This window comes from Pseudomonas sp. ABa2 (assembly GCF_056676075.1).
Genome location: NZ_CM155239.1, coordinates 2051110 through 2064422, shown reverse-complemented (window position 1 = coordinate 2064422; position 13313 = coordinate 2051110). Strand labels below are relative to the sequence as shown.

Genomic DNA, 13313 nt, shown 5'->3' with positions numbered 1-13313 from the left:
GGTTGCCCAAGAAAAAGGCCGCCTCGTGGGCGGCCTCTGGTGGCGCTGGCGACTCAGGCCGCAGCCGGCTGGCGCAGGGCCAGCAGCCGGTCGAGCGCCGCGGCCAGCACCAGGGTCACCAGCACCGGCAGCAGCCAGCCCAGGCTCTGATCGGCCAGCGGCAGTTGGCCGAACCAGGCCGGCACCTGCTCGCTCCAGCCCGCAGCGGCGATGCCGTCGGCCAGGCCGAACACCAGGGTCACCGCCATCACCGGCACGAACACCAGCGACTGCGAGACCCACAGGCGATTGGCCAGGCTCAGCGCCACCAGCACGATGGCCAGCGGATAGAGGCCCACCAGCACCGGCACCGAGACGCTGATCAACTGGGTCAGCCCCTGGTTGGCCACGCCCAGGCTGAACAGACCGAAGACGATCACCACGCTGCGGTAGGACACCGGCAGCAGGTTGCTGAAGAACTCGCCGCAGGCGGTCAACAGGCCCACCGCGGTGGTCAGGCAGGCCAGGGTGATGACCACCGCCAGCAGCAGGCTGCCGGGGGTGCCGAAGGTGTGCTGCACGTAAGAGGTCAGCACCTGCACGCCGTTCTGCGCATCGCCGGCAATGCCCTGGCTGGTGGCACCGAGGTAGAACAGCGCCAGATAGACCAGCGACAGGCCGATGGCGGCGATCACCCCGGCGATCACCGAGTAACGGGTGATCAGGCCGGCGTCGCTGACGCCGCGGTCGCGGATGGCGCTGGCGATGACGATGCCGAACACCAGCGCGCCGAGGGTGTCCATGGTCAGGTAGCCCTGCAGGAAGCCCTGCACCAGCGGCGCCTCGCGGTAGCTGTCGGCCACCGTGCCGATCTCGCCGGCCGGCGCGAACAGCGCCGCGCCGCCCAGCACCAGCAATGCCGCCAGCAGCACCGGGGTGATGTACTTGCCGATGCGGTCGACCAGTTGCCCGGGGTTGAGCGAGAGGAACAGCACGGCGGCGAAATAGGCCAGGGTATAGAGCAGCAGCGGCAGGCCCTCGTTGCCGGTGAAGGGCGCCACGCCCATCTCGAAGGACACCACGGCGGTGCGCGGAGTGGCGAACAGCGGGCCGATGGCCAGGTACACCGCCACCGCCAGAACGGCGCCGGCGAGCTTGCCGATGGGCGCGGTCAGGCGCTCCATGCCGCCGCCGACGCGGGCCAGGGCGACCACGGTGAGCAGCGGCAGGCCGACGCCGGTGAGCAGAAAGCCCAGCGCCGCTGGCAGCAGGTTCTCGCCCGCCGCCAGACCGGCGCTGGGCGGAAAGATGATGTTGCCGGCGCCGAGAAACAGCGCGAATGTCATGAAGCCGAGGGCCAGGAGGTCCGAGCCTTGCAAACGAGTCATAAAGGGGAATACCACAAGCAGGAAATCGAAGAGTTGCGGGGGTTTCCTTCAGGGATCGGGGAAACGTCGCCCGAGCGTTTGGCTCGAACCACTGCAGGCATCGCCAGGCGCTTGTGGCGCCGCGGACACCGGATAGTTGCGATACTAACGAAATTTGCGCGATAGCAGCACAGTCGCCGGACGAGCTGTCGAACTGGCGTAACTCGCTGTCGCATGCCCGACAGTTGCACGACTCCGGCGACAACTGCCCTGCCCGCCTGCCTTCCTGCAGGAGCGAAGGGCGGCGTTCCGCGGTATTCGCGATTTCGCTGCGAGCTTCGCGGATGTATCCGCCCCTACCCGAATCTGCGCAGCATCGACAGGCAGCAGGAACGGGCGCAAACAAAAAGGCCACCCGAAGGTGGCCTTTTTGCGCAGAGTCAACGAAGGCTTAGGCCTTCTTGACTTCCCAACCGGTCAGCTCGGCCAGGGCCTTGCCGATGTCGGCCAGGGAACGCACGGTCTTCACACCGGCGTCCTGCAGCGCAGCGAATTTCTCGTCTGCAGTGCCCTTGCCGCCGGAGATGATGGCGCCAGCGTGGCCCATGCGCTTGCCGGGCGGAGCGGTCACACCAGCGATGTAGGAAACCACCGGCTTGGTGACGTTGGCCTTGATGAAGGCCGCCGCTTCTTCCTCGGCCGAACCGCCGATCTCACCGATCATGACGATCGCTTCGGTCTTCGGATCTTCCTGGAACAGCTTGAGGATATCGATGAAGTTGGAGCCTGGGATGGGGTCGCCGCCGATGCCCACGCAGGTGGACTGGCCGAAGCCGGCGTCGGTGGTCTGCTTCACGGCTTCGTAGGTCAGGGTGCCCGAACGGGACACGATGCCGACTTTGCCTGGCAGGTGGATGTGACCCGGCATGATGCCGATCTTGCACTCGCCGGGAGTGATCACGCCCGGGCAGTTCGGGCCGATCAGGCGTACGCCCAGCTCGTCGCACTTGACCTTGGCTTCCAGCATGTCGATGGTCGGGATGCCTTCGGTGATGCAGACGATCAGCTTGATGCCGCCGTTGGCCGCTTCCAGGATCGAGTCCTTGCAGAACGGCGCCGGCACGTAGATCACCGACGCTTCGGCGCCGGTGGCTTCCACGGCTTCCTTGACGGTGTTGAACACCGGCAGGCCCAGGTGAGTGCTGCCACCCTTGCCCGGGGTCACGCCGCCGACCATCTTGGTGCCGTAGGCGATGGCCTGTTCGGAGTGGAAGGTGCCCTGCGAGCCGGTGAAGCCCTGGCAGATGACCTTGGTGTCTTTGTTGATCAGGATGCTCATTACTTACCCTCCGCGGCCTTGACGACCTGCTGGGCAGCGTCGGTCAGGCTGGTTGCCGCGATGATGTTCAGACCGCTGTCGGCCAGGACCTTGGCGCCCAGGTCGGCGTTGTTGCCTTCCAGACGGACGACCACCGGAATCTTCACGCCGACTTCTTTGACCGCGCCGATGATGCCTTCGGCAATCATGTCGCAGCGCACGATGCCGCCGAAGATGTTGACCAGAACGGCTTTGACATTGCTGTCGGAGAGGATGATCTTGAACGCTTCGGTCACGCGTTCCTTGGTCGCGCCACCGCCTACGTCGAGGAAGTTGGCCGGCTTGCCGCCGTGCAGGTTGACGATGTCCATGGTGCCCATGGCCAGGCCAGCGCCGTTGACCATGCAGCCGATGTTGCCTTCCAGCGCGACGTAGTTCAGTTCCCACTTCTGCGCATGGGCTTCACGCGGATCGTCCTGGGACGGGTCGTGCATGGCGCGCAGCTTGGGCTGACGGTACATGGCGTTGGAGTCGATGTTGATCTTGGCGTCCAGGCAGTGCAGGTTGCCGTCGGCCTTGATCACCAGCGGGTTGACTTCCAGCAGGGCCAGGTCGTAGTCCTGGAACAGCTTGGCCAGGCCAACGAAGATGTGGGTGAACTGCTTGATCTGATCGCCTTCCAGGCCCAGCTGGAACGCCAGCTCGCGGCCCTGGTACGGCTGCGCGCCGACCAGCGGATCGATGGTGGCCTTGAGGATCTTCTCAGGGGTTTCGTGGGCCACTTTCTCGATGTCCACGCCACCTTCGGTGGACGCCATGAACACGATGCGACGGCTGGAGCGGTCCACTACCGCGCCCAGGTACAGTTCCTTGGCGATGTCGGTGCAGGATTCGACCAGGATTTTGCTGACCGGCTGACCGTTGGCGTCGGTCTGGTAGGTCACCAGACGCTTACCCAGCCAGTTGGCGGCGAAGGCCTTGGCGTCTTCCTTGCTCTTCACCAGTTTGACGCCGCCCGCTTTACCGCGGCCGCCAGCGTGGACCTGAGCCTTGACGACCCACTCGGTGCCACCGATTTTTTCGCAGGCTGCTGCGGCTTCTTCCGGGGTGTCTACCGCGAAGCCCTTGGATACGGGCAGGCCGTATTCAGCGAACAGCTGCTTACCCTGATACTCGTGGAGATTCATGCTTGTCTACCGTCTTCGTTTAGGTATTGCGCATTCGGCGCTGTACTTGTGATACCGCGCCACCTGTGACTGCCGGAGCAGTCCGCCGGGCTTTCCGCGGCGCGTGCCGAGCACTCGACGCGGGCCACCCGCCGTGGTTCTGCTTGCAAACACCGCCGTGGCGATGAGGCGATTACGCGACGCCTCGCCTACCACGGCGGCTTACAACAACTTGCGTGGCCGGACGGGCCGGCCACCTCTGCCGCTTAGCGCTTCTTGCGGTTGGCGATGTGAATGGCGCCGCCATTCACCGCCAGGGCTGCTTCGTGCAGCGCCTCGGACAGCGTCGGGTGCGAGAACACCATCATGCCCAGGTCTTCGGCGCTGGTGCCAAATTCCATGCCGATCGCGCCCTGCTGCACCAGCTCGGCCGCGCTCGGGCCGATCACGTGAACGCCCAGCACGCGGTCGGTCTTGGCATCGGCGATGACCTTGACCAGACCACCGGTATCGTTGGCAGCCATGGCACGACCGCTGGCGGCGAACGGGAAGGTGCCGACGTTGACGGCAACGCCTTCGGCCTTCAGCTGCTGCTCGGTCTTGCCGACCCATGCGATTTCCGGGTGGGTGTAGATCACCGACGGGATCAGGTCGTAGTTCATCTGCGCCTTGTGGCCGGCGATGCGCTCGGCAACCATCACGCCCTCTTCCGAGGCCTTGTGCGCCAGCATCGCGCCACGCACCACGTCACCGATGGCGTAGACGCCCGGCACGCTGGTGGCGCACTGGTCGTCGACATAGATGAAGCCACGCTCGTCCAGGGTCACGCCGCTGTCGGCGGCCAGCAGATCGGTGGTCACCGGGCGGCGGCCCACGGCCACGATCAGCTTGTCGAAGGTCAGCTTCTGCTCGCCTTCGGCGTCGGTGAAGCTCACGGTGACCTGCTTCTTCTTCACTTCCGAACCGGTCACGCGGGCGCCCAGGCGAATCTGCAGGCCCTGCTTGGTCAGGGTCTTCAGGGCTTCCTTGGCGATCTGCTCGTCGGCAGCCGGGAGGAACTTGTCCAGCGCCTCGATCACGGTGACTTCCGCGCCCAGGCGCGACCACACCGAACCCAGCTCCAGGCCGATCACGCCGGCGCCGATCACGCCCAGCTTCTTCGGTACGCTCTGGAATTCCAGGGCGCCGGTGGAATCGACGATCACGTCCTGATCGACCGGGGCCGGCGGGATGTCCACCGGACGCGAGCCGGAAGCCAGGATCACGTTGCCGGCTTCGATGACCTGGGTCTTGCCGTCCTTGTCGGTGACTTCGACCTGCTTGTTCGCCAGCAGCTTGCCGTGGCCTTCGAGCAGGGTCACGCCGTTGGCCTTGAACAGGCCGGCGACGCCACCGGTGAGGTTCTTGATGATGCTGTTCTTGCGCGCCACCATGGCCGGCACGTCGATGGTCACGCCCTTGGCTTCGATGCCGTGCACGGCGAAGCCGTCTTTGGCTTCGTGGTATTTCCAGGAGCTGTCCAGCAGCGCCTTGGACGGGATGCAGCCGACGTTCAGGCAAGTACCGCCGAGGGCGACCTTACCCTCCTTGTCCTGGTACTTCTCGATGCAGGCGGTCTTCAGACCGAGCTGCGCTGCTTTGATGGCCGCTACGTAGCCACCAGGGCCGGCACCGATGACTACCACGTCGAATTTCTGGGTCATAACGTATTCCTTCTCGAATAAACCGGACGGCCCTGTGAACAGGGCCGCCGTGGGAGAGACTGGCTTTTAGATATCCAGCAGCAGACGCGCCGGGTCTTCCAGCAAGTTCTTGATGGTCACCAGGAAGGTCACGGCTTCCTTACCATCGATCAGGCGGTGGTCGTAAGACAGCGCCAGGTACATCATCGGGCGGATCACCACCTGACCGTTGATCGCCATCGGACGCTGGATGATGTTGTGCATCCCCAGGATGGCCGCTTGCGGCGGGTTGACGATCGGGGTCGACATCATCGAGCCAAAGGTACCGCCATTGGTGATGGTGAAGGTACCGCCGGTCATCTCCTCGATCGACAGCTTGCCGTCTTTGGCCTTCTTGCCGAAGGTGGCGATGCCGCTCTCGATCTCGGCCAGGCTCATCAGCTCGGCGTTGCGCAGCACCGGCACCACCAGGCCGCGGTCGCTGGATACGGCGACGCCGATATCCTGGTAGCCGTGGTAGACGATGTCGTTGCCGTCGATCGAGGCATTGACCGCCGGCAGGCGCTTGAGTGCCTCGACAGCGGCCTTGACGAAGAACGACATGAAGCCCAGGCGCACGCCGTTGTGGGTCTTCTCGAACAGCTCCTTGTACTTCGCGCGCAGCGCCATGACTTCGGTCATGTCGACTTCGTTGAAGGTGGTCAGCATGGCCATGGAGGACTGCGCCTCGACCAGACGCTCGGCGATCTTGGCGCGCAGGCGGGTCATCGGCACGCGCTTCTCGGTGCGGTCGCCAGCGGCGAAGACCGGAGCGGCAGCGGCCGGAGCGGCGGCAGGCTTGGGCGCCTGCGCGGCCGGGGCGTTCTTCTTGGCTTCGACGGCGGCGACCACGTCTTCCTTGGTCACGCGGCCACCCTTGCCGGTGCCGGCGATGCTGTTCGGGTCGATGCCGTTCTCTTCGGCCAGCTTGCGCGCGGCCGGCGAGAGGATGGCGTCGTCGCCAGCAGCAGCCGGGGCGGCGGCCTGAGCCGGAGCAGCAGCGGCGGCGGCCGGAGCGGCAGCCGGAGCAGCGGCGGCAGCACCGCCTTCGCTCAGCTTGCCCAGCAGCTCGTTGGAGAGCACGGTGTCGCCTTCGTTCTTGACGATTTCGGCCAGGACGCCGTCGGCCTCGGCCAGCACTTCGATCACCACCTTGTCGGTCTCGATGTCGACGATCAGCTCGTCGCGCTTGACCGCATCGCCCGGCTTCTTGTGCCAGGTGGCCACGGTGCCGTCGGCAACCGATTCCGGGAAGGTTGGGGCTTTGATCTCGATAGCCATTGTGTGTGTTTCCTTAAATTCGGTTTTTACCAGGAGGCGACACCCGCCGCCCCCTGGGTGAAGGCGTTAAACAGTAAAGGCGTCCTGCAGCAGTTTTTCCTGCTGTTCGGCGTGCATCGAGGCGTAACCGCAAGCCGGTGCGGCCGAGGCCTCGCGACCGGCGTACTCGAGGAACAGGGCCTTCTTGTGCGCACTGGCAACCCGACGCATGTGGTGCTGGCTGCAGTACCAGGCGCCCTGGTTCATCGGCTCTTCCTGGCACCAGACGATGTGCTTGAGGTTCTTGTACGGCGCCATCACCTCGGCCAGATCCTCTTCCGGGAACGGGTAGAGCTGTTCGATACGGACGATGGCGATGTCCTCGCGCCCCTCGGCACGGCGCTTCTCCAGCAGGTCGTAGTAGACCTTGCCGCTGCACAGGATCAGACGCTCGACCTTCTTCGGATCGAGTGCATCGATCTCGCCGATCACGGTCTGGAACGAGCCTTCGGCCAGGTCTTCCAGAGTCGAGATGGCCAGCTTGTGGCGCAGCAGCGACTTCGGCGTCAGCACCACCAGCGGCTTGCGCAGCGGGCGGATCACCTGGCGACGCAGCATGTGGTAGACCTGCGCCGGGGTGGTCGGTACGCAGACCTGCATGTTGTGCTCGGCGCACAGCTGCAGGTAGCGCTCCAGGCGCGCCGAGCTGTGCTCGGGGCCCTGGCCTTCGTAGCCGTGCGGCAGCAGCATGGTCAGGCCGCAGAGACGACCCCACTTGTGCTCGCCGCTGGAGATGAACTGGTCGAACACCACCTGGGCACCGTTGGCGAAATCGCCGAACTGGGCTTCCCAGATCACCAGCGCGTTCGGCACGGTGGTCGAGTAGCCGTATTCGAAGGCCAGTACCGCTTCCTCGGAGAGGAAGGAGTCGTACAGCTCGAACTTGGGCTGTCCTTCGTAGAGATTCTTCAGCGCCACATAGGTGCTGGCGTCCTTCTGGTTGTGCAGCACCGCGTGACGGTGCGAGAAGGTGCCACGGCCGATGTCCTGGCCGGTCATGCGGATCGGGTGGCCTTCGAACAACAGGGTGGCGTAGGCCATGGTTTCGGCGTAGCCCCAGTTGATCGGCAGACCGCCTGCGCCCATCTTCTGGCGATCCTCGAGAATCTTCGCCACCTGGCGCTGAACCAGGAAACCCTCGGGGATTTCCAGCAGCTTGGCGGACAGATCCTGCAGGGTCTTCAGATCGAAGCGGGTGTCGTGACGCGCGGTCCAGGCGTGGCCCAGGTACGGACGCCAGTCGACGAACAGCTCCTTGTTCGGCTCCTTGACCAGGCTCTTGACCACGTGCTGGCCGTTGTCCAGCGCAGTGCGGTACTCGTCGATCTTGGCCTGCACCTCGTCGCTGCTCTGCACGCCGGCGGCAACCAGGGCGTCGGCGTAGAGCTCGCGGGTGGTGCGCTGCTTGGCGATCTGCTGGTACATCAGCGGCTGGGTGCCGTTCGGCTCGTCGGCCTCGTTGTGGCCACGACGACGGTAGCAGACCAGGTCGATGACCACGTCGCGCTTGTACTGCATGCGGTAGTCGACGGCCAGCTGGGTGACGAATAGCACGGCCTCCGGATCGTCGCCGTTCACGTGGAAGATCGGCGCCTGGATCATCTTCGCCACATCGGTGGCGTATTCGGTCGAGCGCGAGTCTTCCGGACGGCTGGTGGTGAAGCCAACCTGGTTGTTGATCACGATGTGGATGGTGCCGCCCGTCTTGTAGCCACGGGTCTGCGACATCTGGAAGGTTTCCATGACCACGCCCTGGCCGGCGAAGGCCGCGTCGCCGTGGATGGAGATCGGCAGCACCTTGTCGCCAGCGGCGTCGTTGCGACGATCCTGGCGGGCACGCACCGAACCCTCGACCACCGGGGAGACGATCTCCAGGTGCGAGGGGTTGAAGGCCAGCGCCAGGTGCACTTCACCGCCGGCGGTCATGACGTTGGAGGAGAAGCCCTGGTGGTACTTCACGTCGCCGGACGACAGGCCTTCGGTCTTCTTGCCCTCGAACTCGTCGAACAGGTCGCGCGGGTTCTTGCCGAAGGTGTTGACCAGCACGTTGAGGCGGCCGCGGTGGGCCATGCCGATGACGATTTCCTTGGTGCCGTAGGAACCCGAGCGCTGGATGATCTCGTCCAGCATGGGGATCAGGCTTTCGCCGCCTTCCAGGCCGAAACGCTTGGTGCCCGGGTATTTGGTGCCCAGGTATTTTTCCAGGCCTTCGGCAGCGGTGACGCGCTCGAGCACGTGTGCCCGCACCTCGGCGGAGAACTGCGGACGACCGCGCACGCTTTCCAGGCGCTGGGCGAACCAGTGGCGCTGACCGGAGTCGACGATGTGCATGAACTCGGCGCCGATGGTGCGACAATATGTCTGCTGCAGCGCATCGCGAATTTCGCGTAGCGTTGCCTCCTCTTTGCCGATGTACAGTTCGCCGGTGCGGAAGGTGGTGTCCAGATCGGCGTCGGTCAGACCGTAGTGGTTGATCGACAAGTCGGACGGCGCAGTGCGCACCCACAGCCCCAGCGGGTCGAGCTGGGCGGCCTGATGGCCACGCACGCGATAGGCCTGGATCAGACGCAGCACTTCCACCTGCTTCTTCTCGTGCTCGCTGCTCACGGTTCCCGCGGAAACCGGCTGGGCACGACGCGAATTCTTGGCGAGCAGGACGAAGTGGTCGCGAATGGTCGAATGCGACACGTCCGTTGCGGCGCTGCCGTCGGTCGGCAACTTCTGGAAGTAAGTGCGCCACTCTTCTGGCACAGCGTTGGGATCGTGCAGGTAGAGCTCGTAGAGCTCTTCCACGTAGGCAGCGTTGCCACCGGATAGGTGGGCACTGTCCCACATGCGCTGCATCACGCTTTCTTGCATGCTTGGTCACCCTCGGTAAGGGGACACCACCGGCGTGGACACCGCATGGTCGTACCCGAGCCCTGGTGCTGCGACTCGGATAAAGCCACTTCGGTTCCCGCAGATAGTCCGGGTACCAGCCCGGATGCCCCTGCTGGTCGTCATATTTTTCGAGTAGGAACCGCGGCTTTGTGGGCTGCGGTTCTAGCTTTACTGCGAGACCGGCCGAAGCCGGGCTCGCAGGTGTTACGGGTACAGCAACTTGCGAATCAGGTACCGCTCTGCAGCAGCATGTGGCGTACGTGACCGATGGCCTTGGTCGGGTTCAGACCCTTGGGGCACACGTTCACGCAGTTCATGATGCCGCGGCAGCGGAACACGCTGAACGGATCGTCCAGGGACGCCAGACGCTCGGCGGTCTTGGTGTCGCGGCTGTCGGCCAGGAAGCGATAGGCCTGCAGCAGCGCGGCCGGACCGAGGAACTTGTCCGGGTTCCACCAGAACGACGGGCAGCTGGTCGAGCAGCAGGCGCACAGGATGCACTCGTACAGGCCATCCAGCTTCTCGCGCTCTTCCGGGCTCTGCAGACGCTCGATGGCCGGAGCCGGGGTATCGTTCTGCAGGAACGGCTGCACCTTCTCGTACTGCTTGTAGAAGATGCTCATGTCGACGACCAGGTCACGAATGACCGGCAGACCCGGCAGCGGACGAATCACCAGCTTGCCGCCTTTCAGCCCCGCCGCGGACAGCGGGGTGATGCAGGCCAGGCCGTTCTTGCCGTTGATGTTCATGCCGTCGGAACCGCATACGCCTTCACGGCAGGAGCGACGGTAGGAGAAGCCTTCGTCCTGCTCCTTGATCAGCGCCAGCACGTCGAGAACCATGACGTCCTTGCCGCCGGTGTCGACCTGGAAGTCCTGCATGAACGGAGCGGCGTCCTTCTCCGGGTTGTAGCGATAAACACTGACTTGCAACATATCAGTCACCCTTAATAAGTCCGAACCTTGGGTTCAAATGCCGGAACGGTCTTCGGCGCGAAGTTGACCGCACGCTTGGCCACGCGCTTCTCACCCGGGAAGTACAGGGAGTGGCACAGCCAGTTTTGGTCATCGCGCTCTTCGAAGTCTTCACGAGCGTGGGCGCCACGGGACTCTTTGCGAGCCTCGGCCGCCACCGCGGTCGCTTCGGCGACTTCGAGCAGGTTTTGCAGTTCCAGCGCTTCGATACGCGCAGTGTTGAACGCCTGGCTCTTGTCCGCGATCTTGACGTTCGCGATGCGCTCACGCAGGTCGGCCAGTTGTTGGATGCCCTTCTGCATGTATTCGCCGGTACGGAATACACCGAAGTAGTTCTGCATGCACTGTTGCAGCTCTTTGCGCAGCGGGGCGACGTCTTCGCCGGTGCTGCGCTGGTTGACGCCGGACAGGCGCGCCAGCGACTGCTCGATGTCGGTCTCGCTGGCACCGCGGACTTCCACGCCTTCTTTCAGCGCTTTTTCCAGGTGCAGGCCGGCGGCACGGCCGAATACCACCAGGTCGAGCAGCGAGTTGCCGCCCAGACGGTTGGCACCGTGCACCGATACGCAGGCCACTTCGCCCACGGCGAACAGACCTTCGATGATCTTGTCGTCGCCGTTGGCGTCCTGGGTGATGGCCTGGCCATGGATGTTGGTGGCCACGCCGCCCATCATGTAGTGGCAGGTCGGAATCACCGGAACCGGCGCGACCACCGGATCGACGTGAGCGAAGGTCTTGGACAGTTCGCAGATGCCCGGCAGGCGGCTGTGCAGCACTTCTTCGCCGAGGTGATCGAGCTTCAGCAGCACGTGGTCCTTGTCCGGGCCACAGCCGTTGCCGGCGATCACTTCCTTGACCATGGAACGGGCGACCACGTCGCGACCGGCCAAGTCCTTGGCGTTCGGTGCGTAGCGCTCCATGAAGCGCTCGCCATGGGCGTTGATCAGGTAACCACCCTCGCCACGGCAGCCTTCGGTGACCAGTACACCGGCGCCGGCGATGCCGGTCGGGTGGAACTGCCACATTTCGATGTCCTGCACCGGCACGCCGGCACGCAGGGCCATGCCCACGCCGTCGCCGGTGTTGATCAGGGCGTTGGTGGTGGAGGCGTAGATACGGCCGGCACCGCCAGTGGCCAGAACCACGGCCTTGGAACGGATGTAGACGGTTTCGCCGGTCTCGATGCAGATGGCGATGATGCCGACGATGGCGCCGTCCTGGTTCTTCACCAGGTCGACGGCGTACCACTCGTTGAGGAACGAGGTGCCGGCCTTCAGGTTGGCCTGGTACAGGGTGTGCAGCAGGGCGTGACCGGTACGGTCGGCCGCAGCGCAGGTACGGGCCGCCTGGGTCGGATTGTCCGGACCCTTGGACTGGCCACCGAACGGACGCTGATAGATGCGACCCTGCTCGGTACGGGAGAACGGCAGGCCCATGTGCTCGAGCTCGAACACGGCTTCCGGGCCGACGGAGCACATGTATTCGATGGCGTCCTGGTCACCGATGTAGTCGGAGCCCTTGACGGTGTCGTACATGTGCCAGCGCCAGTCGTCGTTCGGATCGGCCGAGGCGATGGCGCAGGTGATACCGCCCTGGGCGGACACGGTGTGCGAACGGGTCGGGAACACCTTGGTGACCACGGCAGTCTTGTGACCGCCCTGGGCCAGTTGCAGCGCAGCACGCATGCCGGCGCCGCCGCCACCCACGATGATGGCGTCATAGGAGAGAGTACGGATGCTAGCCATGAATCAGAAACCCCACAGAATCTGCACGCCCCAGACGAACATCGCGAACATGGCGATGCCGCACACGGCCTGGAACAGGAAACGCACACCGGTCGCCCACTTGCCCAGCGCCATCGGCGTCAGGTAGTCGGTGGAGATGGTCCACATGCCGACCCAGGCGTGCACGCTCAGTGCAACCAGGGCCAGCAGGCTGAAGATGCGCATTGCGGTATGCGAGAACAGGCCGTGCCATTCGGCGTAGCCCATGCCCGGATTGCAGATCACATAGCCCAGCAGAAACAGCGTGTAAGCCGCGAGAACGACCGCAGAAACGCGTTGCGCCATCCAGTCATAGAGGCCCGAACGCGAGAAATTCGTGACATTAGTTACCATATCCACACCCCCAGCAGCACGATCACGACCGCCGAGACGGCGATGACGATTTGCGAGCCCAGCTTGCCGCCTTCCAGCGTCTCGCCGATGCCCATGTCCATGATCAAGTGGCGTACACCGGCCACCAGGTGGTACAGCAGAGCGGACAGCAGACCCCAGATCACGAACTTGGCCAGCGGGCTGGCCAGACATTCTTTCACCTGGGCGAAGCCCTCTTCGGAGGTCAGCGACTTGTCGAGGCCGAACAGCAGGATGGCGATACCGACAAAGAGGATGACACCGGAGATGCGGTGCAGAATGGACGTGTAAGCGGTGATTGGGAGCTTGATAGTCCTAAGGTCTAGGTTTACAGGTCGTTGGCTATTCACGGCTTTTATCACACTGAGAGCCCCTAACTATCAGGGCAAAGTTGTTGGGAAGTGCACTGGTCAGGTACCCATCACCCAAGGAGTGACGACCGCCATGATTATG

At 64.2% G+C, this 13313-nt stretch carries 10 protein-coding genes; all 10 read right to left on the bottom strand.

What is annotated here, in order from left to right:
- Positions 1-53: 53 nt before the first annotated feature.
- The 10 genes from brnQ to sdhC all read right to left on the bottom strand — a co-directional run bounded on the left by brnQ (position 54) and on the right by sdhC (position 13222).
- Positions 54-1367 carry a branched-chain amino acid transport system II carrier protein gene (gene brnQ / locus AC1G9C_RS10170; protein ID WP_480410093.1) on the bottom strand — a complete coding sequence of 438 codons (1314 nt, stop codon included), beginning with the start codon at positions 1365-1367 and terminating at the stop codon, positions 54-56.
- A 430-nt stretch (positions 1368-1797) separates the two neighbouring features.
- The gene (gene sucD, locus AC1G9C_RS10165) at positions 1798-2685 is read right to left on the bottom strand and encodes a succinate--CoA ligase subunit alpha (protein WP_480410092.1); all 888 of its coding nucleotides are present in this window, start codon (positions 2683-2685) and stop codon (positions 1798-1800) included.
- Entirely contained in the window at positions 2685-3851 is a 1167-nt protein-coding gene (gene sucC, locus AC1G9C_RS10160; protein WP_122107741.1) for an ADP-forming succinate--CoA ligase subunit beta, read from the bottom strand. Before sucC ends, sucD begins: the two co-directional genes overlap by 1 nt.
- Before the next feature lie 245 nt (positions 3852-4096).
- Positions 4097-5533, bottom strand: a complete 1437-nt coding sequence (gene lpdA, locus AC1G9C_RS10155) for a dihydrolipoyl dehydrogenase (protein ID WP_021442501.1) — start codon at positions 5531-5533, stop codon at positions 4097-4099.
- A 66-nt stretch (positions 5534-5599) separates the two neighbouring features.
- The gene (gene odhB, locus AC1G9C_RS10150; RefSeq protein ID WP_480410091.1) at positions 5600-6832 is read right to left on the bottom strand and encodes a 2-oxoglutarate dehydrogenase complex dihydrolipoyllysine-residue succinyltransferase; all 1233 of its coding nucleotides are present in this window, start codon (positions 6830-6832) and stop codon (positions 5600-5602) included.
- Between the two features lie 66 nt (positions 6833-6898).
- Positions 6899-9730 carry a 2-oxoglutarate dehydrogenase E1 component gene (locus AC1G9C_RS10145; RefSeq protein ID WP_480410090.1) on the bottom strand — a complete coding sequence of 944 codons (2832 nt, stop codon included), beginning with the start codon at positions 9728-9730 and terminating at the stop codon, positions 6899-6901.
- 248 nt (positions 9731-9978) lie between these two features.
- Positions 9979-10686 (bottom strand): succinate dehydrogenase iron-sulfur subunit, encoded by a 708-nt coding sequence (locus AC1G9C_RS10140; protein ID WP_480410089.1) that lies wholly within the window; start codon positions 10684-10686, stop codon positions 9979-9981.
- A gap of 11 nt (positions 10687-10697) precedes the next feature.
- On the bottom strand, positions 10698-12470 hold the full coding sequence (gene sdhA / locus AC1G9C_RS10135; protein ID WP_480410088.1) for a succinate dehydrogenase flavoprotein subunit: 1773 nt from the start codon (positions 12468-12470) through the stop codon (positions 10698-10700).
- A gap of 3 nt (positions 12471-12473) precedes the next feature.
- Positions 12474-12842, bottom strand: coding sequence for a succinate dehydrogenase, hydrophobic membrane anchor protein (sdhD, locus tag AC1G9C_RS10130; protein WP_024308045.1), 369 nt, complete (start codon positions 12840-12842; stop codon positions 12474-12476).
- A complete protein-coding gene (sdhC, locus tag AC1G9C_RS10125; protein ID WP_177342876.1) occupies positions 12836-13222 on the bottom strand; it encodes a succinate dehydrogenase, cytochrome b556 subunit in 387 nt (128 codons plus the stop codon). Before sdhC ends, sdhD begins: the two co-directional genes overlap by 7 nt.
- Between the last annotated feature and the right edge of the window lie 91 nt (positions 13223-13313).

Bases quoted from the DNA above. Each gene is read 5' to 3' on its own strand.
- brnQ (WP_480410093.1), bottom strand. From the start codon at position 1,367: ATGACTCGTTTGCAAGGCTCGGACCTCCTGGCCCTCGGCTTCATGACA.
- sucD (WP_480410092.1), bottom strand. From the start codon at position 2,685: ATGAGCATCCTGATCAACAAAGACACCAAGGTCATCTGCCAGGGCTTC.
- sucC (WP_122107741.1), bottom strand. From the start codon at position 3,851: ATGAATCTCCACGAGTATCAGGGTAAGCAGCTGTTCGCTGAATACGGC.
- lpdA (WP_021442501.1), bottom strand. From the start codon at position 5,533: ATGACCCAGAAATTCGACGTGGTAGTCATCGGTGCCGGCCCTGGTGGC.
- odhB (WP_480410091.1), bottom strand. From the start codon at position 6,832: ATGGCTATCGAGATCAAAGCCCCAACCTTCCCGGAATCGGTTGCCGAC.
- AC1G9C_RS10145 (WP_480410090.1), bottom strand. From the start codon at position 9,730: ATGCAAGAAAGCGTGATGCAGCGCATGTGGGACAGTGCCCACCTATCC.
- AC1G9C_RS10140 (WP_480410089.1), bottom strand. From the start codon at position 10,686: ATGTTGCAAGTCAGTGTTTATCGCTACAACCCGGAGAAGGACGCCGCT.
- sdhA (WP_480410088.1), bottom strand. From the start codon at position 12,470: ATGGCTAGCATCCGTACTCTCTCCTATGACGCCATCATCGTGGGTGGC.
- sdhD (WP_024308045.1), bottom strand. From the start codon at position 12,842: ATGGTAACTAATGTCACGAATTTCTCGCGTTCGGGCCTCTATGACTGG.